This is a genomic window from Endozoicomonas sp. 8E, from assembly GCF_032883915.1.
GTDB lineage: Bacteria > Pseudomonadota > Gammaproteobacteria > Pseudomonadales > Endozoicomonadaceae > Endozoicomonas_A.
This window is the reverse complement of sequence record NZ_CP120717.1, coordinates 2625858-2649916: the sequence shown is the minus strand read 5'-3', so window position 1 is coordinate 2649916 and position 24059 is coordinate 2625858. Positions and strand designations below refer to the sequence as shown.

23 protein-coding genes are annotated in these 24059 nt (G+C 46.6%); 15 read left to right on the top strand and 8 right to left on the bottom strand.

Going from position 1 to position 24059, the window contains the following annotated elements:
- The first annotated feature begins 317 nt into the window (after positions 1–317).
- Positions 318–1700 carry a hypothetical protein gene (locus tag P6910_RS08975; RefSeq protein WP_317145931.1) on the top strand — a complete coding sequence of 461 codons (1383 nt, stop codon included), beginning with the start codon at positions 318–320 and terminating at the stop codon, positions 1698–1700.
- A 182-nt stretch (positions 1701–1882) separates the two neighbouring features.
- On the opposite strand, the gene P6910_RS08970 is transcribed toward P6910_RS08975, so the two are convergent.
- From P6910_RS08970 to P6910_RS08955, 4 genes are all read right to left on the bottom strand, one after another.
- Complete coding sequence (locus tag P6910_RS08970) at positions 1883–2650, bottom strand: DUF5020 family protein (protein ID WP_317145930.1); 768 nt, start codon at positions 2648–2650, stop codon at positions 1883–1885.
- A gap of 306 nt (positions 2651–2956) precedes the next feature.
- A complete protein-coding gene (gene tusA, locus P6910_RS08965; RefSeq protein ID WP_317145929.1) occupies positions 2957–3202 on the bottom strand; it encodes a sulfurtransferase TusA in 246 nt (81 codons plus the stop codon).
- Between the two features lie 11 nt (positions 3203–3213).
- Entirely contained in the window at positions 3214–4536 is a 1323-nt protein-coding gene (locus tag P6910_RS08960) for an MATE family efflux transporter (RefSeq protein WP_317145928.1), read from the bottom strand.
- A gap of 49 nt (positions 4537–4585) precedes the next feature.
- Positions 4586–5281, bottom strand: a complete 696-nt coding sequence (locus P6910_RS08955; protein WP_317145927.1) for an alpha/beta family hydrolase — start codon at positions 5279–5281, stop codon at positions 4586–4588.
- Between the two features lie 153 nt (positions 5282–5434).
- Between P6910_RS08955 and P6910_RS08950 the strand changes: the two genes are divergently transcribed.
- From P6910_RS08950 to P6910_RS08930, 5 genes are all read left to right on the top strand, one after another.
- A complete protein-coding gene (locus P6910_RS08950) occupies positions 5435–6907 on the top strand; it encodes an MATE family efflux transporter (protein ID WP_317145926.1) in 1473 nt (490 codons plus the stop codon).
- Positions 6908–7018: 111 nt separating this feature from the next.
- The gene (locus tag P6910_RS08945; protein ID WP_317145925.1) at positions 7019–7942 is read left to right on the top strand and encodes a Dyp-type peroxidase; all 924 of its coding nucleotides are present in this window, start codon (positions 7019–7021) and stop codon (positions 7940–7942) included.
- A 215-nt stretch (positions 7943–8157) separates the two neighbouring features.
- Complete coding sequence (locus tag P6910_RS08940; protein ID WP_317145924.1) at positions 8158–9099, top strand: HlyD family secretion protein; 942 nt, start codon at positions 8158–8160, stop codon at positions 9097–9099.
- Positions 9100–9149: 50 nt separating this feature from the next.
- The gene (locus tag P6910_RS08935) at positions 9150–10025 is read left to right on the top strand and encodes an ABC transporter ATP-binding protein (protein WP_317145923.1); all 876 of its coding nucleotides are present in this window, start codon (positions 9150–9152) and stop codon (positions 10023–10025) included.
- Positions 10001–11152 (top strand): ABC transporter permease, encoded by a 1152-nt coding sequence (locus tag P6910_RS08930; protein ID WP_317145922.1) that lies wholly within the window; start codon positions 10001–10003, stop codon positions 11150–11152. The genes P6910_RS08935 and P6910_RS08930 overlap by 25 nt, the downstream gene beginning before the upstream one ends.
- A 150-nt stretch (positions 11153–11302) precedes the next feature.
- Here P6910_RS08930 and P6910_RS08925 read toward each other — a convergent pair whose 3' ends face one another.
- The 3 genes from P6910_RS08925 to P6910_RS08915 form a co-directional block, all read right to left on the bottom strand.
- Positions 11303–11902, bottom strand: a complete 600-nt coding sequence (locus tag P6910_RS08925) for a hypothetical protein (protein WP_317145921.1) — start codon at positions 11900–11902, stop codon at positions 11303–11305.
- A gap of 312 nt (positions 11903–12214) precedes the next feature.
- The gene (locus P6910_RS08920) at positions 12215–13906 is read right to left on the bottom strand and encodes a hypothetical protein (RefSeq protein ID WP_317145920.1); all 1692 of its coding nucleotides are present in this window, start codon (positions 13904–13906) and stop codon (positions 12215–12217) included.
- A gap of 312 nt (positions 13907–14218) precedes the next feature.
- Positions 14219–14503 carry a hypothetical protein gene (locus P6910_RS08915; protein ID WP_317145919.1) on the bottom strand — a complete coding sequence of 95 codons (285 nt, stop codon included), beginning with the start codon at positions 14501–14503 and terminating at the stop codon, positions 14219–14221.
- Between the two features lie 77 nt (positions 14504–14580).
- On the opposite strand from P6910_RS08915, the gene P6910_RS08910 reads away from it, so the two are divergent.
- From P6910_RS08910 to P6910_RS08900, 3 genes are all read left to right on the top strand, one after another.
- Positions 14581–14784, top strand: coding sequence for a hypothetical protein (locus P6910_RS08910; protein ID WP_317145918.1), 204 nt, complete (start codon positions 14581–14583; stop codon positions 14782–14784).
- A gap of 550 nt (positions 14785–15334) precedes the next feature.
- Positions 15335–15556, top strand: a complete 222-nt coding sequence (locus P6910_RS08905) for a hypothetical protein (RefSeq protein ID WP_317145917.1) — start codon at positions 15335–15337, stop codon at positions 15554–15556.
- A 172-nt stretch (positions 15557–15728) separates the two neighbouring features.
- Positions 15729–16382 (top strand): RING finger protein, encoded by a 654-nt coding sequence (locus P6910_RS08900; protein WP_317145916.1) that lies wholly within the window; start codon positions 15729–15731, stop codon positions 16380–16382.
- Between the two features lie 434 nt (positions 16383–16816).
- On the opposite strand, the gene P6910_RS08895 is transcribed toward P6910_RS08900, so the two are convergent.
- Positions 16817–17800: a transposase gene (locus P6910_RS08895; protein WP_317145915.1), complete on the bottom strand. Its 984-nt coding sequence runs from the start codon at positions 17798–17800 to the stop codon at positions 16817–16819.
- A gap of 840 nt (positions 17801–18640) precedes the next feature.
- On the opposite strand from P6910_RS08895, the gene ccoN reads away from it, so the two are divergent.
- The 6 genes from ccoN to P6910_RS08865 all read left to right on the top strand — a co-directional run bounded on the left by ccoN (position 18641) and on the right by P6910_RS08865 (position 24046).
- Positions 18641–20083 carry a cytochrome-c oxidase, cbb3-type subunit I gene (gene ccoN, locus P6910_RS08890; protein WP_317145914.1) on the top strand — a complete coding sequence of 481 codons (1443 nt, stop codon included), beginning with the start codon at positions 18641–18643 and terminating at the stop codon, positions 20081–20083.
- Between the two features lie 15 nt (positions 20084–20098).
- On the top strand, positions 20099–20710 hold the full coding sequence (gene ccoO / locus P6910_RS08885; protein WP_317145913.1) for a cytochrome-c oxidase, cbb3-type subunit II: 612 nt from the start codon (positions 20099–20101) through the stop codon (positions 20708–20710).
- 5 nt (positions 20711–20715) lie between these two features.
- Positions 20716–20928 (top strand): cbb3-type cytochrome c oxidase subunit 3, encoded by a 213-nt coding sequence (locus P6910_RS08880; RefSeq protein WP_317145912.1) that lies wholly within the window; start codon positions 20716–20718, stop codon positions 20926–20928.
- A complete protein-coding gene (gene ccoP / locus P6910_RS08875) occupies positions 20928–21848 on the top strand; it encodes a cytochrome-c oxidase, cbb3-type subunit III (RefSeq protein WP_317145911.1) in 921 nt (306 codons plus the stop codon). Before P6910_RS08880 ends, ccoP begins: the two co-directional genes overlap by 1 nt.
- Before the next feature lie 200 nt (positions 21849–22048).
- Complete coding sequence (gene ccoG, locus P6910_RS08870; RefSeq protein ID WP_317145910.1) at positions 22049–23449, top strand: cytochrome c oxidase accessory protein CcoG; 1401 nt, start codon at positions 22049–22051, stop codon at positions 23447–23449.
- Positions 23450–23467: 18 nt separating this feature from the next.
- Positions 23468–24046, top strand: a complete 579-nt coding sequence (locus P6910_RS08865) for a FixH family protein (RefSeq protein ID WP_317145909.1) — start codon at positions 23468–23470, stop codon at positions 24044–24046.
- Positions 24047–24059 lie beyond the last annotated feature (13 nt).

Genomic DNA, 24059 nt, shown 5'->3' with positions numbered 1-24059 from the left:
CATACGAAATCATATTTTCTGACTCATTGTTCAGGCACTCGCGGCAACTGCTCCTGCGTTGCTCTAGCTCCTGCATCCATGCAGTCGTGCTGCGTTGCAACTCTGGTCACATAGCTTGCTATGTTCCCGTCGTTGCGCCTTGCAGAGCACCTGCCCAATAAGCCAGAAATATTCGATTCCGTATGGCTGAGTACTTACTGATGACAAGCACTGTTGTAAGACACCCTTACGCACTTGTTAGCAAATAATCAGAACTAAAAAAAACTTTAAGACTCTAAGTAATTGGAAACAAAGATTATTGATCAAGGAATAAGGACATGGATCAAGCAGTCAAAGCGAACACATTTCCGGGGGCATATCCCTTATCACACTCCGAGACGGAAGCGGGCAGCCTGTTCAAAAATAGAGCAAATGATAGGAAATATCTTCCAGACACAGCAGAATACAATTTCGAGAAAAAGGACCTTTCATCAAGATGCGTTTCTTTGGCTTCGAGCGGAAAAGATAACGAAACTTCCTACATCCAGCTTGCAAAAAATATAGTCTTCAACCTTGATCCAATTTATTTTGATTCCATTGATGAAGAATCCTGGAAAAACATGGCTGATAGTTTAAAGTTTTCAGGCATTGATTCATTAGAGAAAGCTACTGCTATGGATTTGAAGGTATGTCCTCCATGTCCAGTTTTTCACACATGGGTCGCACTACATGGCACTACTATATTTAATGGTTTGAACAATCCTGATAAACTCAGAGGGATTAACTATATTCAAAGGATACTGGAAGAAGGAAGCAAACTCGCTGAAAGTGATATACCACTGCTTATTGTTTTTTCAGGTATGAGTCTACGACAATCTCAAATTGATCAGATGAGGGCTGAATTTAAAAATCATGACAACATTTTATGTATATCTTTGGAAAAAGACCTGCAGCTAAAATTCCCAGTACAATTAGAAAAATATGCTAAACGCATGAGTCTTTATTTTAACGATTCTATCAGAATTGTTGTGTCTCAAAACATCACTAAGACTATAAACTTTTGTATTAACAGGGCAAAAGCTGAAAATAAAACCAAATTAGCCCATCGTTTAGAAAAACTTGGTGCTAATCATTTGTTTTATTCAGACATTGATAATCAATGGTTATCCAAACCACCCTATATATTAGCCAGCCATGGGATGTTTACTCAACCAAGACTTTCAATGTCTTTGACACTAAGCAACCATATAAATAGTTACCATGTAGAACAACTATCTACATTTGATAAAAAGCTTTTACAGAAGCACAGATCATTTTTCTCTGACATACCTTTCCTTAATAGTCGCGAATCAATTAAATGGTCTTCAGACAAAGCGAAAAAACTTTTTGATTATATTTTAAGTGGTGAGGCACAATGCAATTATGAACATCTATCAAAACTGCTAGCAGCAATTAATTCTGACTACGACTATCTATTGAACGCTAGATGTGGTGTTAATTGGGACGGTGAAAATAGTTGTTTATTTTTAGCAGAGCAATCTAAAGATACTTTTTTAAGATGCGCTCTAAAGAGTCCCTGCCTTATAGACCTTCATCAAGAGCCAGGTAGTGAACCTGCCGATGATTCTTATAATCCAGACCCATATTACAGGGAGGCACATAGTCTCGTTGGAATGCAATTACTCAAGTATCATTATTATCGGAATGATTTTACTTGGTAAGCGTTCAGGCAGGGGGCAGACTCCAATTACCTGCCTGGCTTAGATTTAAAAGGATTGAAACCTGCTTTTAAGGATCGGGAGATCAAATTTATGTATGTCCTAAAATCCAAATGATGAAAAACCAGCACAAGGCGCTAGCTTTTCCATCACAACACTGTTCCAACTGACAGATATGAAAGCTTTTAGAAATTTGCCTGCACTATGAACTGTGGTAGATTTTGATCCTGCCCATCACGACCAAGCTTGTTTTTCCAGTAGTTGTATTCAATGCCGGCGTAATATTTGCCTCCTTTACCGAAGAAATGACCCACATCCAGTTTTAACTGAGGCTGTGCAATAATTTGCATTTCTACATCTTCACCCGAGTTATTTTCCGTAGCATTAGTAATATCTACAAAGCCGTCAAATAACCATTTAGTTGAACCTAAAGAAAAAGGCACGGCCCAAGCTGTAGTAAATTGAAAATTGTCATCTAACTCAACGTCAAAAGAGTCTTTGCCATTAGCACGATAATAAACGGCAGTGTCCAGGAAGATAAAGCCAGGTACATTCCAACCGATTGCACCACCCAATAAAATATTGTCCAGATTTACCGTCGCAGCATGCTCCCACTGTGTCGCCAAATAAACGTCCTTGATAACAGAATCTTTAAAGCCTTCACCTCCAGTCAGCGAAAAATCAATATGTACCTCACCGTAGGTATCATCATTATCAACGTCATCTTCTACAAAAGAACGATCAACAAAAGAAAAGCTCTTACCCCAGGTGTATGCAGCAGCATGCTCGAGAGTCACTACCTGGGATTTACCCTCTTGCTCGGAAAAAGCATTCAAATAGCCGTCACCGGTCAAATAAGTTGCCGAGACATTACTCCACAGGATATCCGCTTGAGCGCCTGTAGAGGCAGCAGCAATAGTTGCAGCAATAGCGGCTTGTTTCATTAACTTCATGATTATTCCCTTCAGGATTTATTGTAATAATTCTGTTCTGAATAAATGCACGCAATTATTTTCAGCATAATCCGTGCTTTTATAGCTATATATCCAATAGCCGCTGTATCAGCGTCTGGTATAGACAATGCAAATACCTGACCAATTCGTCAACTTTACATAAAAACTAACTACTTGGTCAATTTTCTTCAATTTCTCTACGGCAAAGCGTTTCACAACGATCCACTATGGTGCATGGCGCACCATAGTGGGACCCGAAACAGTTATGTGAAATGATCGCCAGATTAAGTAGCACTGATGTATAGGCTAGGAACCAGCCTTGCGAATCAGGTAAATATACTGTTTTTCCAGCTGCTCATGAGACAGCAGCTCATGATCCAGAAAGTTACAGAACTTGGGAATATCACGCTGGGTCGAAGGATCAGTCGCTATAACTCTGACCGTTTCTCCCGTCTTCATGTCCCTCACTTTGTTATGCAACATCATGACCGGCTCCGGGCAAAGCAGACCCGAAGTATCCAGTTCATAATTGATTTCTATAGTCTCTGACACATTCACTCCTGTTATCTGACCCAGGACCCGGACCGACTCAGGGATCGATAAACAATAGCCAGTCCTGCACTGCGGGCCAGCATAAAGGCACTGTAGGCTAACCACAAGCCGTGATTCCCCATATCCCGGGTGACATACCAAACCGGCAGGAACACGATTAACGTTGCCACCAGCATGGTGTTTTGCATCATGTCCGTTCGCACGGCACCAATAAACACACCATCCAGCCAATAGCACCAGACAGCAAATAATGGCATGGCGGCCAGCCAGGGCAGATAAGTGTTGGCAGTATCTGCGACAGCAGGAATATCCGTCAGCAGACCAATGATGCCCTGCCCCACCAGCGAGAAGGTGACGAAAAACAGAACAGCACAAATAAGCGAGCAATAACCCGTTACCCTGACAATCTGTTTAAAGCGATCTTCTTTTCGCTGACCCAGAGCTTCGCCGGTCAGTGCCTCGGCGGCATGGGCAAAGCCATCCAGTCCATTGGAAATCAGCAGCAACATATTCAGTAACAGAGCGTTGGCTGCCAGAATATGGCTGCCGCTCTGGGCCCCCTGTGCCGTAAAGAAAGCCTGAGTTGCAAGCAGACAAAGCGTGCGAACAAACAGGTGTCGATTTAATAACAACAGGCGGCGCATAGTGCCCGGGTTCAGAATCCTTGCCCGAGCAAAGCTTCCTGACTTACCTCTCAAGGTTTGACTGACCATCCATACCCCCAGTACAAGGCTGGTATAATCAGCGATCACTGTCGCCAATGCTGCGCCCCTGGTAGCCATTCCCAGACCCAGGACAAACAGCAGATCCAGAATAATATTGACCCCATTGGCCAGTACCAGAATAAACATCGGCCCCTTGGGACGATGCATTCCGATCAACCAGCCGACGATCGCGTAGTTAATCAAGACCGCAGGAGCTGAAAGTATTCGGGTGGTGAAATAGATTCTGGCCTGCTCGGCCACTTGAGGAGCTGCGTTAAATAAAGGCAGGGCAATATCCAGCAGAGGACGGTATAAAAGGATCAGGAAAACACCGATTGCAACTGCCAGCAGGATCGACTGGGCCAGCCACTGCCGGGTTTCCTGGTGATCATCCTGACCCAGGGCCTGAGCCACCAGGCCGGTGGTGCCCATTCGAAGAAAACCAAAAGCCCAGAACAGCAGTGTAAATAATGTACTGCCAATGGCGACACCCGCCAGATAAATATCACTGGAGAGATGCCCCAGGACCCCAGAATCAACCAAGCCCAGCAGGGGAACCGAAATATTGGAAAGAATGGCAGGCCAGGCAAACTTCCAGACCCGCCGATACAATGCTACTGTTGAGGTCAACGCCAGCCCTCACTATTGCCTGATAGAATTGAGACTATTCTATGAGACTTTAGTTCAGACCAGTATACGTAAACTTTGTCTTTATGAAGTCAGAGACCTTTTTTGCGGCTTCGATCATATGCTGTTGATGAGTAAAACCCGATTTTACCCGGGGTTTCAGATCATGATTACCGTCCGCCAGCCAGTGAAGCTCAATATTCTCTGACAGTTCATAGCCTTGAACGGTTGCATAATCACCCATGGCATCCCGACTGCCCTGCACCACCAGCATGGGTAATGGGAAATCGGCAAGATGCTCTGTTCTGGGGCTGTCCTGGTTACCCAGTGCATGGAACGGGTAGCCCAGACATACGACGCCACTCAACGAAAGATCAGTCATCTCAGACACCAACAGGCTGGCCATTCGACCACCCATTGATTTACCGCCAACATACAGGGAGCCATTGTATTCGTTTTTGATTTGCCCGATCACATCCAGCCAGCATTGCAATAATTTTGGCTGCCTGTCCGGTGGTCTTTTTTTACCGGTTTCTCTTCGCTCTTGCATATAAGGGAATTCAAAGCGCACTACACTGACACCTTCTGTCATCAACAAGTCAGCCATTTGATTCATAAAATCACTGTCCATGGCCGCGCCGGCACCATGGGCCAGTACCAGTAATGGGGACCCGGTTTCAGCCCGGTTCCAGATAAGATCCATAGAAAAACAGTCCAGAATAGCTAAAGCATTTGATTGTAACGCCATTTAACCGACCCGTCGCCGGGATCTGAACTAAGCTGGTCGAAGCGCAATATCCTGTTCACTGAGCAAAATACGGCTCTTTACTATCCAGAATTCTAACGACTTTTGTCGTTTTATGTCCGACTCACCTAAACAATGTCGAAAGAGTAGCCTACGATGACCCATGCCCGCTTTACCCAGGGCTCAACAATGAAGCATGTCATTGTCATGAGTCTCAGCAATGCAGCGGGCATCACAACGCTCTTTTTTGTCGACCTGCTCGATCTGTTCTTTCTCAGTTTGCTCGGTGAAAAATATCTGGCTGCGGCTATTGGTTATGCGGGCACTGTCCTGTTTATCACATCTGCTTTGGGTATTGGTTTATCCATTGCCGCAGGGGCTCTGGTCTCCAGATCCATCGGCAGCCACAACCGGAAAAAAGCCTGCCAATATCAGGTGAACATCTGTTTCCTGGTGCTATTAGTCAGTGTCACGCTGGCCATCATCTTCTGGCTTCTTATTCCTCAATTGGTTGCTCTGCTGGGAGCCACCGGACGGGTTCATGAACTGGCCGACAATTACCTGAATATTGTGATTCCCTCGATGCCTCTGGTCAGCCTGTCCATGACACTCGGGGCCGGACTCAGAGCGGTTGGAGATGCCAGGCTCTCTATGACATCGTCACTCTCAGCCGGAGCTGTGAATGCCATTCTGGACCCCATTCTGATCTTTCTTCTGGAACTCAGTATAGAAGGGGCTGCCATTGCCTCGGTGATGGCTCGTGTCACAATGTTTGCTATTTCATTTTACGGTATTTTCTATAAACATAAACTTTACTCCCCCTTTGATTTGTCGCTTTTTAGCAAGGATCTCAAAAACATTCTTGCAATCACCCTCCCTGCCATTGCCACCAATCTGGCCATGCCTTTCAGTGGTGCCTGGATGGTTCGCTATATGTCACAGTACGGTAACAGTTATGTAGCAGGCTATTCCATCATTAACCGGCTGATACCTGTCGCCTTTGGTGTCATTTTTGCCCTGTCTGGTGCTGTAGGACCAATAATAGGCCAGAATTTTGGGGCAAGACGTATGAGCCGGGTCAGGGAGTCGCTTCGTAATGCTATCCTCTTTACCGTGTATTATGTCCTTGTGATTTCAGTCATACTGTTTTTCCTGCAGGACATTCTCATTCAGGTGTTCAGAGCCCGGGGTGAAGCTGCCAGTCTGGTGTCGTTTTTCTGCGACTGGATTGCCATCAGCTTTTTGTTTACAGGGACGATGTTCGTCGCCAATGCGGCTTTTAACAATCTTGGCAAGCCCGGATACTCAACCCTGTTAAACTGGGGCCGAGCGACACTGGGCACAGTCCCTTTCATCTGGGTCGCCTCTGGATATATGGGGGCTTATGGCGTTCTGGTGGGTCAGGCAGCCGGAGGCGTCCTGTTTTCATTCATAGCAGTCTGGTTAAGCTTTCGAACCATTGACACCATCGAAAGCAAGATTACCCGGCAAGACACTATTGCCAGGCTCGTGACCCGTCAGGAAGAGACCACAGCCTGCCCTTTCCAGCCGATGTCATCAGAATGTTCGCAACTGGCACAAATGGCTGAAGAAGGTGAGTGCGAAGAGGCCCGCAAATCTATTCGATAAAGCAATCTAAGCGTATTGATCCAAACTGTAAACCCCTTCATGCTATGCAAGGTAACCTGAAAGAAAACAGACAGGTTCCCATTGTTACGAAAACTGACGTTAGAGTTGGAAATGAGCACACCACAATCAGGAATTACTCCAGAAGCCAATACCGATGCCTGCTTTCTGGTTTTAACTATCAGACAAGATGCAGACAGCCTTGAACAAATCAGAAAGACCTGTGCACTGATTCCCCGACTGACAGAGGAGCTCAGCAAACAGTATCCCGATGCAAGGCTGTCCTCCACAATCAGTATTGGCAGCGAGGCCTGGGATGTTTTGTACAAAGCCGGTAAACCGGCTCTTCTTGCTCCTTTCAAAGCAGTGACAGAAGGTGACCGCGCTGCACCTGCCACTCAGGGTGACCTGCTGCTTCATATCCGTTCCAACCGTCGGGATATCAACTTTATTCTGTTGCACAGAGCCATGGATCATTTTGGACAGGCAGTTAAAATTCAGGAAGACGAGACCGGTTTCCGTTACCTGGACAGCCGTGACCTGAGCGGATTTGTGGACGGCACCGAAAATCCCCAAGGCGATGACAGGGCCAGCGTCACTCTGGTGGGTGATGAAGATCAGTCGTTTGCCGGTGGCTGCTATATCCACACCCAGAAGTGGGTTCACTTGTTCAAAAAGTGGGACAAACTGGCAGTACCCGAGCAGGAAAGGGTGATCGGCCGCACCAAGGAAGACAACATTGAATTCAGTAGCGAAGAAAAAGCGCCCACCGCTCACGTAAAACGTTCCAACGTCAAGAACAGTGAAGGCAAAAGTATGGAAATACTCCGTCACAGTATGCCCTACGGTAATGCCAGTGAAGGCGGACTCTACTTTGTCTCCTACTGCCGCACTCCAGCCCATTTTGACAAGATGATGGAGTCCATGGTCAAGGCCGATAGCCATGGCCACTACGATCACTTGATGGATTATTCGCAGGCCATCACCGGATGTGCATTCTTTGCACCCTCAGTTGAGTTCCTGACATCAGCTGAGTGATCGAGCTTAAACGTCTATTCGAGTACCGATGCTCCCGGCTTCTTCAGTGATTCGGTACTCGCTGCTTTCCTTCTAAACGACCTCGGGTTCATCACGCATTACACTGTCGCAAGATAGTTATAGGTCGTCCCCTCATTTTGTGTCTACATTTGTTGGATGTTAATCGTCATGAAACACGCCGTCACTCTATGAACCGATTAATAAAAAGTCATCTTATGTTAATTACAGCTGCCGCTCTGACACTCCTCCTTTCCGGCTGCTTCTCTTCCGATAGCCATCAGGCTCTGGGTACACTTGAACGAGACAGAGTGACTCTCACAGCCACCGCTTCGGAGCTGATTACAGACATTCTTATCCCTGAGGGTAACCCGGTTAAAACCGGTCAATTGATCCTGAAGCTGGATGATCGCAAACAACAGGCCGCTGTTGCTGCGGCCCTGGCCGAAACAGAGCGGGCACGAGCCTATTTCAATGAAATGGTCAAGGGAGCAAGAATGGAAGACATAGCAGCAGCCAGGGCCAGTGTCGGGCAAATTGAGGCCCGGCTGGTGGATGCCGACAAAACGTTTCAGAGAAACGAAGTACTGCTAAAGCGCAAACTGATCAGTCAATCGAGACTGGACCAGGCGAGAGCAGACCGGGATGCGCTTATTGCAGAAAAAGTGAATGCCAACGAAAAACTCCTGGGTCTGCTCAATGGCAATCGCCCTGAAGCCATAGAACAGGCAGAGGCTTCTATGAAAAAGGCATTAGCCAATCAGTTTCTGGAACAGAGAAAGCTGGAGGATCTGTCCATTTATGCGACAAGAGACAGCTGGCTGGATAGTCTACCCAGACACCAGGGCGAGAGGGTTTCAGCAGGCAGCACACTGGTCATCCTGCTGTTGAATGAAGCCCCCTATGCCCGAATTTACGTTCCAGAGCCCCATAAGGCTGCTGTACACGTAGGAGACCATTTAACGGTACATGTTGATGGCGTAAAGAAAGCCTTTACTGGCCAGGTACGCTGGGTATCCCTGGATCCGGCCTTCACTCCCCACTATGCCCTTAATGAAAGAGAACGTTCCCGACTGGTTTACATGGCCGAAGTACAACTTCCGGAAACCGCTGCCGACCTGCCATCAGGCCTGCCTGTGCAAGTGGACCTTCCCCTGTGAGTCGGCAAGCTATCTCGGCCACAGGGCTGACCCGCTGTTTTGGTGATTTCATGGCCGTGGATCATCTGGATTTGAACATCCAAGAAAAAACAATTTTTGGCTTTCTGGGGCCTAATGGCAGTGGCAAGTCGACTACGCTCAGAATGTTAACCGGTTTGCTGACGCCCAGTCAGGGTAACATCCGTGTTCTGGGGCTGGACATACCCAAACAATCAGAAGCCCTTCGACGGCGTCTAGGGTATATGACCCAGAAATTCTCTCTGTACGACGATCTTTCCGTAGAAGAAAACCTGAAGTTCATGGCACAAGTTTTCAACCTGCCGGGCAGAGAGGTCAAAAATCGCATTGATAGCCAACTCACGACCTATGGTCTGGATCAGCGCCGCAAGCGTATGACATGCAGTCTCAGTGGCGGTCAGCGCCAGCGGCTTGCGCTTGCAGCAGCGACATTGCACAAGCCCGAATTATTGTTACTGGACGAACCGACCTCAGCGGTAGACCCTGAAAACCGCCGCGATTTCTGGGAAACACTTTTTGACCTCTGTGATCAGGGAGTCACTATTCTGGTGTCCACTCATTACATGGATGAAGCTGAGCGCTGCCATAACCTGGCCATTCTGGAAGGGGGCATCAAACAGGCCGACGGTTCCCCCAAACAACTCATGGCCGATATACAGGCCACGGTTCTTGAGGTGGACGGCGATCACCTTCGTCAGATCAGGGAGATTCTGGCAGCCCGATCAGAAATTTTATCCTCAGCCCAGCAGGGAGCTCGCCTCAGGGTTCTGGTCAGCAACACGATCAGTGAGCCTGAAGTCTGGTTACGAAGCCAATGGCCGGAAGAAACGAAAGACAGAACCATTGAGAAGGTGCGTCCCAGTCTTGAGGACGTATTTGTTCATTGCACTCGACAGCGGCGACAGTAGTGGAAAAACCTTCACCCCTGTCAGGCATGACCAACAGCCTGCAAAGAATCTTCTCAATCCTGATGAAGGAATTTCGACAACTGTCACGTGATCATGCCACCTTTGCCATGATCGTCATTATTCCTCTGGTTGAATTGCTGTTGTTTGGCTTCGCTATCAATACCGATGTCAGAGAGATACCGGTCAGTATTGTGGATAGCAGCCAAACTTACTTCAGCCGGGCTCTTGTAGACGCGCTGAAGGCGACTCAGGTGATCAGAGTAGTTCGACAGGATAGGCTCCCACAGGAAGCGGAAGAGGCACTCCGGAACGGAAAAGTCAGGGCTACCCTGATGATTCCATCTGACTTCAACCAGCGCCTGGACGATGGCAGAATACCCGCACAATGGCTGGTTGACGGCTCAGACCCCATGATCAGCTCAGCCATTATAAAGCTTCGGGAAATGCCATTCTCAGCCGTTGCAGGCATTCAGCCAGGGCCTTCGAGAGAGTTTTTTAGAGTTGCTCTTTATTACAACCCGGAGCAACGATCCGTCGTCAACACTGTTCCTGGTCTGGTGGGCGTGATTCTGACCATGACGATGATTATGTTCACTTCTGCCGCACTGGTACGTGAACGGGAAAGGGGTAACCTGGAACTGTTGATAGCGACACCCGTTCACCCGATAGAGCTGATGATTGGCAAAATCATTCCCTATATTTTTGCAGGTTTTATTCAGACCGGCATTATTATGTTGCTGGGTAACCTGATTTTTAATGTGCCCTTTGTCGGTAGTATTTTCCAAATGTTACTGGCTACCCTGCTGTTTATTTCTGCCAGTCTGACACTGGGGCTGATTATCTCCACCTGCGCGGAAACGCAATTGCAGGCTTCACAAATGACCATTTTCATTCTGCTGCCTTCCATTCTGTTGTCAGGGTTTATGTTTCCTTTTGAAGGCATGCCAATCGCTGCTCAATGGTTTTCCGAACTCTTGCCTGCAACCCACTATATGCGTTTGATGAGGGGTATTATTTTAAGAGGCGCAGAATTAGAGGGCATGACAACAGACGTTGCTTACCTGGTCGTTTTTACGATCGTTGGATTAGTGGTTGCGGCAAAACGATTTAAGAAGAGTCTGGATTAGACGCACTTAACGACGCGTGCACTTTGAAGATGCCAAGGTGGCCAGAAACACAAAAATGTCTGCAAGGAAGTGCCTGTCAAAGCGGCCTGACATGTCGTAAATATAACTCGAATTAATCAGACCTTATTCTCCGGTTCCCTTGTCGTCTGGCTATTGTCTGCTTACAAAATCAAATAACCATTTCAGATCTTCTGGCAACACAGGTAATATCACTTCCAAATCAAGATTATTTTCCATAAAAACAACAAAAGAGTTAATTATCAGAAAAGGTAAAGACCCTATAATAACATTGAGTTCAGAAAGGCTATTGGGGGCTGTAAAATTACCGTACTTTAACGTTTTCCACCAATAATAATAAATAATTAAATGCAGCCACCTTTTATCAACTAATGCATGGTTACACTCCCATAGAGAGTCACCAAAAGGGTTTGCACCAAAACTGAGTAATGCAACAATTTCAGATATCGTTGAGGCATCATTTAAAATATGTGCGACCCTCAAACTATTATAGGTATGTGTATAGGTAAATGAATTCGGGTTAGCACCATGCTTAAGCACAAAAAGCAGCATTTCCAATGATCCGGAATTAAGTGCGTCGGACACGGCTTCATCTTCTCTGTCGAGCATATAACCTTTCTTGATCAATTCTTCTATTGCTGTAAAATTTTCACTTAAAATAGCATCAGAAAATCTCCCTGCCATAGAAAATTGCGTAAAAAAAAAGATAAGAATGAAAAAAAATGCTTTCACTGCGTCACTTCCTCTTGGATTACCAATTGTGAACTCTAGTAGTACTATGACCCTTGACAAATGAAAGTAATGAAGACCCTGCATCGGTTATGCTCAGACACATTGCCAATGCAGCACTCTGTGGTAGATGGCCTCTGATCCGGTGAACACCCTCAGATAGCCAACGACCTTATTTTTATCAATTTTTTTGAACAGTCAGGAAAAAATATGGACCAATAGTAAAGTTGCATGGCAATACCCGATATTTCAGTGAGAATAACTGGCTCAATAGCAATAACGGGCATTACAATGCGCTTTCGTTTACTGAGCTACTTATTCAGAAAAAGAGAGTGGAACAACGACTTTACTCCAGTCAATTTCAAACGAATCTCCGGGCAAATCCAGTGAAGTTGTATTCCCTTGATTATCTTGAGTTCTGGCCACTTGATCAGCAGGCATTATCAACAACCAATGATTAGAAGCATGAAGCAACATCATACAATGACGATTTTCATGTAGCGCTTCGACAATTTCGTTTTGATTCTGAAAGTTAACATCAACACCATCTGGCCTTATCAAGCTGACTTGAAAAGGACATCCTGGAGTGGGAGCATTAGAAGCTATATCAAACATTAAAATATTTTGGTTGATAAACGGGGCAATCAGGAAACGAATATGATTATCTTCAAGCCACATTCTATCCGAATTAGACCCATTCATTTCATTGGCCATTGATACTATATAGTCAGGTTCATCACCTTCCTTAACCCGTTTTTGAGCCCTGGCAGAAAAATATTCAAATACTCCCTGTGCCGTTAAATCATCTGGATTTTCAGTCATTTCAGATAAAAGCTCATATCTATTGCTTTTGATCCAACTCAGGATAGCATGCCAGCCACAGTAGCCATCAGTTGGCATATTGTGAACCTCAAAGCCAAGCTGTTTTAAATATTCACTCGTATCTTTCAGACTGTCAGAACCATCAGAATTTACTCTTATGAAACTATTGACAATTCCCTTCAGAGCAACGAGTAAGGATTTAGCGGCATTCAACACATCTGCCGGGATTTTAGTGTAATCTCTGCAGGCTTCATAGACATTTTTAGCTGTAGCATCAGAACCAGTATTGGGGCTCTCTTCAACAAAAGTTTCGAGTTGGTTGTAGTTTCTGGGAAATGTCCATACACAGGCATTGTTTGGACCAATCATTCCGAAAGCACAATAGTCTTCCCGATTCTGTACGCTGCCATGAGCCAGTGTTTCGCAGGAATTCTTCTGACATACCACTGATGGAAAAAAAATCATAGAACCTTTATTTCTCTCTCCTTTCCTTCTAACACCTGATTTTTCAATATCCAAACGAACATTGGAATCTAGCTGAAAAGTCTGAAAATTATTATGACTTTCATTTCCAAGAGGAATAATAATTCTAATGTATATAAAACCGTCTTTTCTTCTGTCTTTAGTTTCAAGACTCCATCCAAACCACTCAAGACTCTCTGATAAATAGTTTTTACAATCATACGTCGATTTTTCATCACCAAAGCATTTAAATAACAGCACTACTTCCAAATCAGAGATTTTACTAACAAATGATTCAGCAAACTTTGACTCTCTATTTTTTTGCTCCATAAATGACGTATAAAAAAGATGATACCAAAAAGATTTGGTAATAATATATCGAGTAAAACCTGGCTCATCATCATCAAAATTAAAATAATGCAAAAAAAATTCATAATCATCAGAACCCTCGGCAAAAACCCCAAACTCACGAGAAGGAACCACAAAACAAGAGAATGGGTTTTTTAAATGTTTCATAAAGACGACTACTGCTTTACGCTCTCCTTGAGTTTCATCTTTAACATCTTCTATAGAGTAACTGAACTCTGTATTAAATTGATAACACCCTTCCAACAAGAATTTCAAATTAGATGGCTCCACAACGAAAAATAATCTTAAATCTTCAACTGCTCTTACATCTTGTAGATAAATGACTAATAGCCAAAAAAAGAAGTGTTTATACATTCCAAGACTCCTGTATTGTTATAGCCGTCAGAAATGGGTGCAAAGCCTTCATGGTAGACTACCGGATGCCATTTCAATCAAGTTTTCCATCCTTGCGCCCCTACTGCCTGTGAGTCTGTAGAAGATGACCCTCTGTAGTGGACAATTTCGTAACGAATCTTGATATAAAAGGATGAGTGGGTACTCGCCAGCAGGTATAACTGCAGGCTTATTCACTCAAGCTGAATGATTCCCGCCTTTGCGAGTGTCACAAAACTCAGGTTCCCATGCTTTTAGACCCTGTGGGTCCCAGCTTGGGAACCCATACCTATCTCACGCTGTAGAGTTAGCGACCATCATGATGTTGATTTTGAACTGGCCAAGGTCCCAGTTAGTGGGATCCAGACAGACAACCCAATTCCCTTCGGGCAGCATCCAGTCAAGGACTATTCTGGCCATATCATCAAGCCCCATGGCACTCCGGGCGAAGAAGCGCTTGAAACGTTTACGCCTGGAGTCGATCTCGGTACCCTGCCCCATAGTTCGGTCAATAAGGGATTGAGCGTGCCAAGAAAAGGAGATCTTGGAGACAGCCAAATATTTGAAAAGGTCTTGCACAACCTGCCCCCTGAGAATGCATTAAATACAATGTTCCTTGCAAAAGTCGGTAACCGTTAGCTTTTTTTAATGCCCTTATGGATAATATCGTTGCCATTGTTGTTTATGCTCGTGGAAAACGTTTAAACCATGATCTCCATTACCAAAATCCTATCGCCGTTGAAGATGTAAAAATTTTTATCAGAGGTATGCTGGAGCATTTTTTACAAGGCTATTATTCAACCAATACAATAAACTTGCAGCAAGCTCTTGGACTGAATGATGCTGATTTTGAACAATAGCTGCATAGAAATGCATTAGAAATAGTCTATTGGTCAGCAATGCAGCCGCATGAAATGACGCCTGACTTTTTTGCTTCAAGACATGATCATAAACACCAGAATTACTTCTCAAACATAACGCAGAATAAAAGACCTGATCCTGAGATAATGAAAACTTCGATGGAAATCGAAGCATACTCGCTATCCCGTGACTCGGATGATAGAAGTCTTGATTTTGGGCTTGCTCATATAGCTGGCTTTCCCTTGCAGGCCCTGATAAAAGGGTTGTGCAAATTATCTATAAACATTCTGGAACAATCACCCACTCACTCCGATGGCTCTGAACCGTCTTTTACAAACTGTTCAGTTCAATAGCCATCATGGGTTGTTATGCGTTTACTGGCATTTCTTCCATCAAATACCCGGCACTGAAACGGGCAGCAGCGAGCTTATAGGATTCCTGGCGACCAGCGGAAAGAAGCGTGTGGAAGCTGAAGCTCTTGCGACAACAGAATCGACTCCGATAGAGGTACGGCAGTGTACGTGGCAACAATGACTTCAGAGGATACTGATGACATTTGATGAATTGATAGAGGCCAAGGATCTGGACTCAGCACTCATGATGAGGGACATGAACTTCAAAGCCTGGTACTGCAACATTGGGAAGTTTAAAGATCAGTGCGAAGCTCTGGAGGCTCTGGGTTTTCCGGAACCTGATGAGAACATTAAAGGCATACCCAATCCGAAGTGGGTGGCGAAAGATTCAGCATTTTTCATGAAGTCTGTGAACTGATGGACTATGATGAAATTCGATCTGGACGAACATGACACCGCCCTCTGTACATAAAGCACAAATCTCAAAGCAGCACTTAATCACAAATTCAGGGACTGCGAAGTAGATGCATTACTCAGGAATTTTTTTAGTGTTTGTTCTCTTGATTAAAATCTAAATGGTGTAGCTGTTTATGCGCTTGTTTATTTTTTTAGTTTTCAGCTTAAGTTTAACAATCGGCACAGGTTACGCTGACGTATGTCCAATTTGTCAACATGAAATTAACAGCGGTCAGCAAAGCACTAGCCTTTGCTGCGGACATGATTTTCATGAGGATTGTTTAGATACATTACGATCAACTCATCGTGATCTATTATGTTCGGTTTGTAAGCAGCGATCCCGAGTACACCATGGTGCAAATTCAGGAGATCATAGAGTTTGTTTTAATCAAGAACCTCTGTCACAGGCACTTTCCAGACCAGAGTATCAGGCAAGAATGATAGCCAAACTACAAAGCGAACCCGCAGAACCTGAACTGTTAGCATTTGCAGCTCCATTTGTAAAATCACAGCTCGATTACCCACCAAGAAATGATACTGATAGAACTTTGTACAAAACGTTAACTGATTTGTTCTTTCAGCGTTTTTCAGAGTTAAGCGAAGCCGATCGGTGGAGATCAGTAGAAGTTTTTAATACGCTCATGGATGGAGCAAGCGAGGCAAAGACAGAGATTCAGTCAGAAACAGATTCAGGAATAGAGACAGGAGCAGAGACAGAAGCAGAGACAGAAGCAGAGACAGAACTGAGACACAGACACAGACAGAGCCAGAGACACAATGACAGCTGATTTTATTTAGAGCATGCCGCCTACTTAAACTGAGCCGCTAAAGGCGGCGTCGGGTGAGCGAAGAGAACGAACTGGGAGTATTTATTATGCGACGATGCCCCTGTTTGTTCTGATTAATGAACGAAAAAAAATAAGACACCCAGAAAAAAAATAAAAAAGAAAAATAAGACACCCAGAAAAAAAATAAAAAAGAAAAATAAGACACCCAGAAAAAAAATAAGACACCCATAAAACACCCAAAGAAATAAGGCATTCAAAAACTGTAATCCCAAAAAGGATCAGAAAATATATCTTCAAGTAGCGTATCAATGAGACACACAGCGACATCCAACGAACAGAGGCTGTCCAAGCCATAATTCAGACAATGCAAATCCATTCCGACATAAGTCGAAGAGATAAAGTGAGCGTCTTTGACTTCTTAACTGACTTCTTCGCTAACCTGTCAGGTACAAACGACTGCAGGCGTTTAAACCTCGAAGCCACTTCTGTCCGGCTTCAAGTGCAAAGGCCTTCATCGCTTCCAGACGGCCAACTGCCCGATAAAAACGATTATTCCATTGCATGGTTTTCAGCCACTCATCCGAATCAATGTCCAACCTTTGAAGAATAGGAGGGGTACACGACGGGATGGAACCTTTCTTATCTGTCCTGACAATGCGGCCACTCCAGTCAACCAGTTCCAGATAGTCGTGAAGAAGATAGGGAAGGGCAACGTCCGTATTCTGGCCCTGCAAACAGAAAGGTTTCAGGGACGGCGGCTGCCTTTTGGTCTCAGAATGTGTAACCTGCTCCACGCGTTCCTGAATCGACGTGTAGTCTGACTCTTCCGGTGTTTCTACCTTTCCAGCCCGAATCGGATTCAAGTCAACATAGGTCATGCAGGTCAGTAAGGCTGCTTCGTCCAGCAATGCCTGGCTTTTAAAGCGACCTTCCCAGAAGCGTCCTTTACACTCGTCTTCTTTGTTGGCCTTACGAGCAAGATATTCATTCAGGCAGCGCATAAACCAGCTGATATCCGTTAAACGACGCCGGTATTGCTCAGCATATTCATCAATACGGGCCAATTCAGCGCTGCCCAGTTTGTCAGCGGCCAGATGCCTTTGCACCAGAAGCGGTCCAGCGAACAAGGTCGTCCAACGATGAAGCACCTCATTACGTGACCAGCCTCTGGCAGACGACTGATTGATGTGCAAAACCACATGATAATGATTCGACATGACAGTGTAAGCGCAGACTTCGATAGCAAAGACTGAAACCAGTTCCCGGAGTTTATCCACTACCCACTGGCGGCGATGCTCGTAGTTCTTGCCAGTCAGGTGATTCTCTCCACAGAGGTAAGCCTGACGAACACATCTCGCCATGCAGTGATAATAAGGCGTTGAGCTGGGGTCAATCAGAGTATTGCGGGCCTGAGCCATGAACTCACCTGTCTTGGTAAAAAATCAGTGATGGGTGAAAAAGTAGGCTAGATGGATGGTAAAGCAAATTTATGGATGTCTTTTTTTTTCTGCTGACACAAAACTGAACATCCTCTGACAATGACAAAAATTGACAGCAATAATCCATCTTACTCGTCTGATGCAACCCTGAATCCATCACATTCCTGACATAATCTTTACTAAACAGACCATCACAAAAGATTTCAATACATAGGAGCCAGTCATACCCAAAAAGCATTAGCAGGGCATGTAATATTTCTGTATGATTGCAACGGGTCTGGCAGTATCACAAAACTCTGCCAACCGCTAAGGACCGGATAATAACCAGAAGTGTGCAAGATCAGGACCATCGAATCAGGATCAAAACACTCGGAGTCTGAAGGTAATAAGTCAGTCTCAAGTCATTCAGCCAGAGCCTGAGGATCTCTGTCAGGTAATGAATTTGACAACTGTCTTATGTCAAACACTCGCGAGAGCAGCTTTTTGGCGGCCCTCATGAGCGGAACGTTCCGACTCAACTCGTTAACTGCATTTTTATTAACAAAAAATTTGCAGGAAGCACGGCCTTACGTAAACCCGGGGGAGCTGGCCGGTAGCAAAGAATATCTGGCCTGAAATCCAGTAAAACAGTTTCACCTTAACTTTTCAGAAGGCTTTGACGACGAGATAGTGTTGGCCTGACTCTGAAAACACTGCGCCCAGTGTCAAGGTGAATACCAAAGTTTGATTGTTTTACTGAATTTTCGGTCAAAGTTGCAAAGCCTCAGGTTATCTCCAAGTCGTAATAATTGTTAGCAGAACCCGAAGGTAACACGGAGCATGAGCACTGCAACGATACAGCCAACCTATAACTATAAGGTTGTCAGGCAGTTTGCCATCATGGCGGTGGTTTGGGCCATCGTCGGGATGGGGATGGGACTGTTCATCGCTACCCAGATGGTATTCCCTGAACTGAATCTTGATCTACCCTGGACCAGTTTTGGCAGACTGAGACCGTTACACACAAACGCCGTTATTTTTGCATTTGGAGGCTGCGTCCTTTTCGCCACCTCTTACTACGTCGTCCAGAGAACCTGTCAGACTCCACTGGCCATGCCTGGACTGGCATCTTTTACTTTCTGGGGTTGGCAGCTGGTGATTGTTCTGGCCGCCATTACCCTGCCTATGGGCATGACTTCCTCAAAGGAATATGCCGAACTGGAATGGCCCATCGATATCCTGATTGCCATTGTCTGGGTAAGCTACGCGATTGTGTTCTTTGCCACTATCATGAAGCGTAAGGCCAAGCATATCTATGTTGCTAACTGGTTCTTCGGTGCCTTTATCATTACTGTTGCGATTCTGCATATTGTCAACAGCGCTTCTGTACCCGTTACCCTGACCAAGTCTTACTCTGCTTACTCTGGTGCTATGGATGCCATGATTCAGTGGTGGTACGGACACAATGCAGTGGGCTTCTTCCTGACCGCCGGCTTCCTGGGCATGATGTACTACTTCGTACCCAAGCAGGCTGAGCGTCCGGTTTACTCTTACCGCCTGTCTATCGTTCACTTCTGGGCACTGATTGCCATCTACATCTGGGCGGGCCCACACCACCTGCATTACACAGCCCTGCCCGACTGGGCCCAGAGCCTGGGTATGGTAATGTCCCTGATTCTGCTGGCTCCTTCCTGGGGAGGCATGATCAACGGCATCATGACCCTGTCCGGCGCCTGGCACAAACTGCGCACCGACCCAATCCTGCGCTTCCTGGTGGTATCCCTGTCCTTCTACGGTATGTCAACCTTTGAGGGCCCTATGATGGCCATCAAGACAGTTAACGCCCTGTCTCACTACACCGACTGGACCATTGGCCATGTCCACTCCGGCGCACTGGGCTGGGTTGCGATGGTCTCCTTCGGCTCCCTGTACCACCTGATTCCCAAGGTGTGTGGACGTGAACAGATGTACAGTGTTGGCCTGATCAACGCTCACTTCTGGCTGGCTACTATCGGAACCGTTCTTTACGTTGTGGCTATGTGGGTCAACGGTATTACACAGGGTCTGATGTGGAGAGCCGTAAACAACGACGGCACCCTGACCTACAGCTTTCTCGAGTCAGTAACCGCCAGTCACTTTGGCTACGTTGTCCGTGCTATCGGTGGCGCCTTCTTCTTAGCGGGTGTTCTGATCATGGCTTACAACTTATATCGCACTGTCAGACAGGGCAGTGAAAATCAGCAGGAAGGTGAAGTTCAGGCGCCACCTGCACAGACGGCCTGACCGGGGAAGTTCACCATGAAAAAACATGATTTAGTCGAAAAAAATCTTGGTTTGATGGTGGCACTGATCGTAGTAGCCATCAGCTTTGGCGGCCTCGTTGAGATCGTGCCTCTGTTCTTCCAGAAAACCACCACTGAGCCAGTGGCAGGCCTGAAGCCATACAACGCCCTTCAGCTGGAAGGTCGTGACATCTATATTCGCGAAGGCTGTGTTGGCTGTCACTCACAAATGGTTCGCCCCCTGCGTGCTGAAGTAGAGCGTTACGGTCACTACTCTGTAGCCGGCGAATCTGTCTACGACCATCCGTTCCTGTGGGGCTCCAAGCGGACAGGTCCGGACCTGGCCCGTGTTGGTGGTCGCTACTCTGACGAGTGGCATCGTGCTCACCTGAACAACCCAAGAGATGTTGTGCCCGAGTCCATCATGCCATCTTACCCATGGCTGAATGAAAACATTCTGGACGGCAAACTGACCGGCAAGAAAATGGAAGTTCTGAGAAGTCTGGGCGTACCTTATACCGATGATGACATTGAGGGTGCAGCTGCCGCTGTCAAGGGTCACTCTGAAATGGACGCCGTAGTGGCTTATTTGCAGTCACTGGGCACCGCACTCCAGAACAAACGGTGACACTCATGGATATTAATGATCTGAGAGGACTGTCCACTGTTTTAGCCATGATCGCCTTTTTGGGGGTTTGTTTCTGGGCGTACAGTGGCCATAAGAAGCGGGACTTTAATGAAGCGGCATCACTGCCGTTTGCAGATGACGAAGCTCATATAAATACGCAACACGCCAATGGCTTAGCCAACACTGAGCACGCAGACAAGGACAAAGGGGCCATATAATGATGAGTAGTTTCTGGAGTGGATGGGTCGTCATCCTAACTCTGGCCTGCCTGGCATTTGTAATCTATGTGCTGTTTACTACCTGGAAGCAGCAGCGCAAAGAGACAACTACTGAAACCACCGGGCACGCCTACGACGGTATCGAAGAGCTGGATAACCCCATGCCTAAATGGTGGCTGGCTCTATTTGTCGGCACTTTCATCTTTTCTGCCGCTTACCTCGCTCTCTACCCAGGTCTGGGTAACTGGAAGGGCTTCCTGGGCTGGACTTCTACGGGAGAACTGGAACGTCACCAGCTAAAACATGATCGCCGTTATCAGCCACTGTTTGCACAGTATGCTAATACCCCGATCGAAGAGCTGGTTAACAACCCGAAAGCGGTCAAGATGGGTGAGCGTATCTTCCTGAACAACTGTGCCTTGTGTCACGGAAGTGATGCCGCCGGTGCTTTTGGCTTCCCGAACCTGACCGACGATGATTGGCTCTATGGCGGCACAGCTGACGCCATCACCACCACGATCATGGAAGGCCGTAACGGGCAAATGCCTGCCTGGGGTGCAGTGATTGGTGAGAAAGGTGTTCGTGACGTTGCCACTTTCATTCGTGCTAATGCGGGTCTGATCGATAAGGTAGACCCGGCCACAATGACCGCAGGCAAGAAGATTTATGACACGACCTGTGCGGTATGTCATGGCACCGATGGCAAAGGCAACCAGACGCTGGGAGCCCCTGACCTGACCGATGAAGTCTGGCTGTACGGCTCAAGTCAGGCTCAGGTGGAATACACCATTCGCAACGGTCGTAACGGTGTGATGCCAGCCTGGAAAGACATTCTGGGCAGTGAAAAAGTCCACCTGGTCGCAACCTACGTATTCAGTCTGCACATAGATGACGAAGACAACGAAGAAGAGCAGGACTAACTGCCTCCTGGCACCTTGTCATGAAAACCGCAGCCATCTGGCTGCGGTTTTTTTTATCATGTAAAATAATGCCGAGTTTCCGATAGCATCTTGTATAAACAATGAAAACGGATGCCGTTCGGGGGACCGCTTCTCAAATTCATGGGGGAGAATTCGGTCCTGTGGACGACCTGTATCGACCATCAGGGCAGTGAAGTGAAATGCCAAAGTCAGACCAAAAAATCCAAGCCAATGAACCGGAATTGATTGACCTGTATCAAAAGCCGGACAAAATCTACACTCGCAGTTTCCAGGGGTACTTTCGCAATCTCAGGCTCGCCGGGGGAGCGCTGTTATTCCTTCTGTATTTCGGCACGGCATGGCTGAAGCTGGATGGCCGACAGGCAGTGCTGTTCGACTTGCCAGAGCGTAAATTTCATATTTTTTCCGCTACTTTCTGGCCGCAGGACTTTATCCTGCTGTCATGGCTGTTGATTATCTGCGCTTTTGGCCTCTTTGCCATAACGGTGTTTGCCGGCAGGATCTGGTGCGGCTATACCTGCCCCCAGAGTGTATTCACCTGGGTATTTATGTGGGCAGAGAAGATTACAGAAGGCGAACGCAACCAGCGAATGCGCAGGGACAAAGCTCCAATGTCCGCAGAAAAGGTTCTGCGCAAACTGGCAAAGCATAGTATCTGGCTGGGTGTTTCTGTGGCCACGGCCATCACATTTGTCGGCTACTTTACTCCGATTCGGGAGCTGGTTCCGAATATGTTGTCCCTGGAAGCAAGCCCATGGACGCTTTTCTGGCTGGGCTTCTTTACCCTGGCAACCTACGGCAATGCAGGTTATCTGAGGGAGATGGTCTGCCTGCACATGTGCCCTTATGCAAGGTTCCAGAGCGTTATGTTTGACCGGGATACTCTGCTGGTCGCCTACGATCATAATCGCGGTGAAAACCGGGGTTCACGTAAGAAAGGTGTGGACCCCAAAAGCCAGGGACTGGGCGACTGTATTGACTGCAGCGTCTGCGTACAAGTCTGCCCGACCGGTATTGATATCAGGAACGGGCTGCAGATCGACTGCATAGGCTGTGCGGCCTGCATCGATGCCTGCGACAGCATTATGGACAAGATGGGCTACGAGAAAGGGCTGATCCGCTACACCACGGATAATGAGCTTTCAGGTAAGAAAACACATTTCATACGCCCCAGGCTGATCGCTTACACCGCTACCCTGCTGACAATGATCGGATTGTTTATAGGGAGCCTGAACAATCGCTCTGCACTGGAACTGGACATTCTCAGAGACCGCAATCAACTTTATCGCACCACTTCTGATGGCAGTATTGAAAATACCTATATCCTCAAACTGGCCAATAAGGATCAGCGCCCGCTGACCATGACCGTTAGTGTCAGGGACATAGGGGATCTGAGCACCAAAGGCGATATGAGCTTTACGGTCAATGCCGGCGAAGTTGCGCAACACGTAGTTCGACTGGTGTTGCCTGCGGGTTCTATCGATTCCGGCAGCCGCGATATTGAATTTATAATCAGCAGTGATCAGCCGGATATTGAGCCTGTAAGTGCCGAAAGCCGATTCCTTGCTCCGCAAATCTGAAGACAGGTAACAACGATTATGAACCTTGTGAAGAATGAACCCGTCACCCGCTGGTACCAGGAACCCTGGGTATGGGGAATTCTGGGGGTACTCGCTGTCACCTTTGTCTGGGGCAGCTACCGGACTTACTATGCGTTCAAGATTCAGGACAGTGTGGTGGTCGATGACTACTACAAAACAGGTAAACAGATCAATGAAGACCTTACCCGTGATCACAACGCCAGGGACTTTGGCATTCGCGCCAACTTGCTGATCGATGACCTGACAGGAGAAGTCCGAATCACCCTGAAGGGCGACATCACTGAGTGGCCCAAACAATTAAAACTCAGCCTGCTTTCTCCGGTATTCGCCGATCAGGACAAGGTCATCATGGTCAACCATTCCATCTCTGGTGACCAGTCCACCCAGATCTATGTGGGTCAGGTTGATGAAGCGGTTGAGGGAAAAACCTATGTCCAGCTCGAAACAATGGATGAACTGATTCCTGAAGTCGGTTACGAAACAGGCTGGCGCCTGAATCAGCCTCTGGTGCTGAAAGCCGGTGTTGCCAGCGCGCTGCTGCCACGTGGTAGCTCAAAAGATAGCTCTGAGCCCTGAAGCATTTTGGATT

Bases quoted from the DNA above. Each gene is read 5' to 3' on its own strand.
- P6910_RS08975 (WP_317145931.1), top strand. From the start codon at position 318: ATGGATCAAGCAGTCAAAGCGAACACATTTCCGGGGGCATATCCCTTA.
- P6910_RS08970 (WP_317145930.1), bottom strand. From the start codon at position 2,650: ATGAAGTTAATGAAACAAGCCGCTATTGCTGCAACTATTGCTGCTGCC.
- P6910_RS08955 (WP_317145927.1), bottom strand. From the start codon at position 5,281: ATGGCGTTACAATCAAATGCTTTAGCTATTCTGGACTGTTTTTCTATG.
- P6910_RS08950 (WP_317145926.1), top strand. From the start codon at position 5,435: ATGACCCATGCCCGCTTTACCCAGGGCTCAACAATGAAGCATGTCATT.
- P6910_RS08945 (WP_317145925.1), top strand. From the start codon at position 7,019: ATGAGCACACCACAATCAGGAATTACTCCAGAAGCCAATACCGATGCC.
- P6910_RS08940 (WP_317145924.1), top strand. From the start codon at position 8,158: ATGTTAATTACAGCTGCCGCTCTGACACTCCTCCTTTCCGGCTGCTTC.
- P6910_RS08935 (WP_317145923.1), top strand. From the start codon at position 9,150: ATGGCCGTGGATCATCTGGATTTGAACATCCAAGAAAAAACAATTTTT.
- P6910_RS08920 (WP_317145920.1), bottom strand. From the start codon at position 13,906: ATGTATAAACACTTCTTTTTTTGGCTATTAGTCATTTATCTACAAGAT.
- P6910_RS08910 (WP_317145918.1), top strand. From the start codon at position 14,581: ATGGATAATATCGTTGCCATTGTTGTTTATGCTCGTGGAAAACGTTTA.
- P6910_RS08905 (WP_317145917.1), top strand. From the start codon at position 15,335: ATGACATTTGATGAATTGATAGAGGCCAAGGATCTGGACTCAGCACTC.
- P6910_RS08900 (WP_317145916.1), top strand. From the start codon at position 15,729: ATGCGCTTGTTTATTTTTTTAGTTTTCAGCTTAAGTTTAACAATCGGC.
- P6910_RS08895 (WP_317145915.1), bottom strand. From the start codon at position 17,800: ATGGCTCAGGCCCGCAATACTCTGATTGACCCCAGCTCAACGCCTTAT.
- ccoN (WP_317145914.1), top strand. From the start codon at position 18,641: ATGAGCACTGCAACGATACAGCCAACCTATAACTATAAGGTTGTCAGG.
- ccoO (WP_317145913.1), top strand. From the start codon at position 20,099: ATGAAAAAACATGATTTAGTCGAAAAAAATCTTGGTTTGATGGTGGCA.
- P6910_RS08880 (WP_317145912.1), top strand. From the start codon at position 20,716: ATGGATATTAATGATCTGAGAGGACTGTCCACTGTTTTAGCCATGATC.
- ccoP (WP_317145911.1), top strand. From the start codon at position 20,928: ATGATGAGTAGTTTCTGGAGTGGATGGGTCGTCATCCTAACTCTGGCC.
- ccoG (WP_317145910.1), top strand. From the start codon at position 22,049: ATGCCAAAGTCAGACCAAAAAATCCAAGCCAATGAACCGGAATTGATT.
- P6910_RS08865 (WP_317145909.1), top strand. From the start codon at position 23,468: ATGAACCTTGTGAAGAATGAACCCGTCACCCGCTGGTACCAGGAACCC.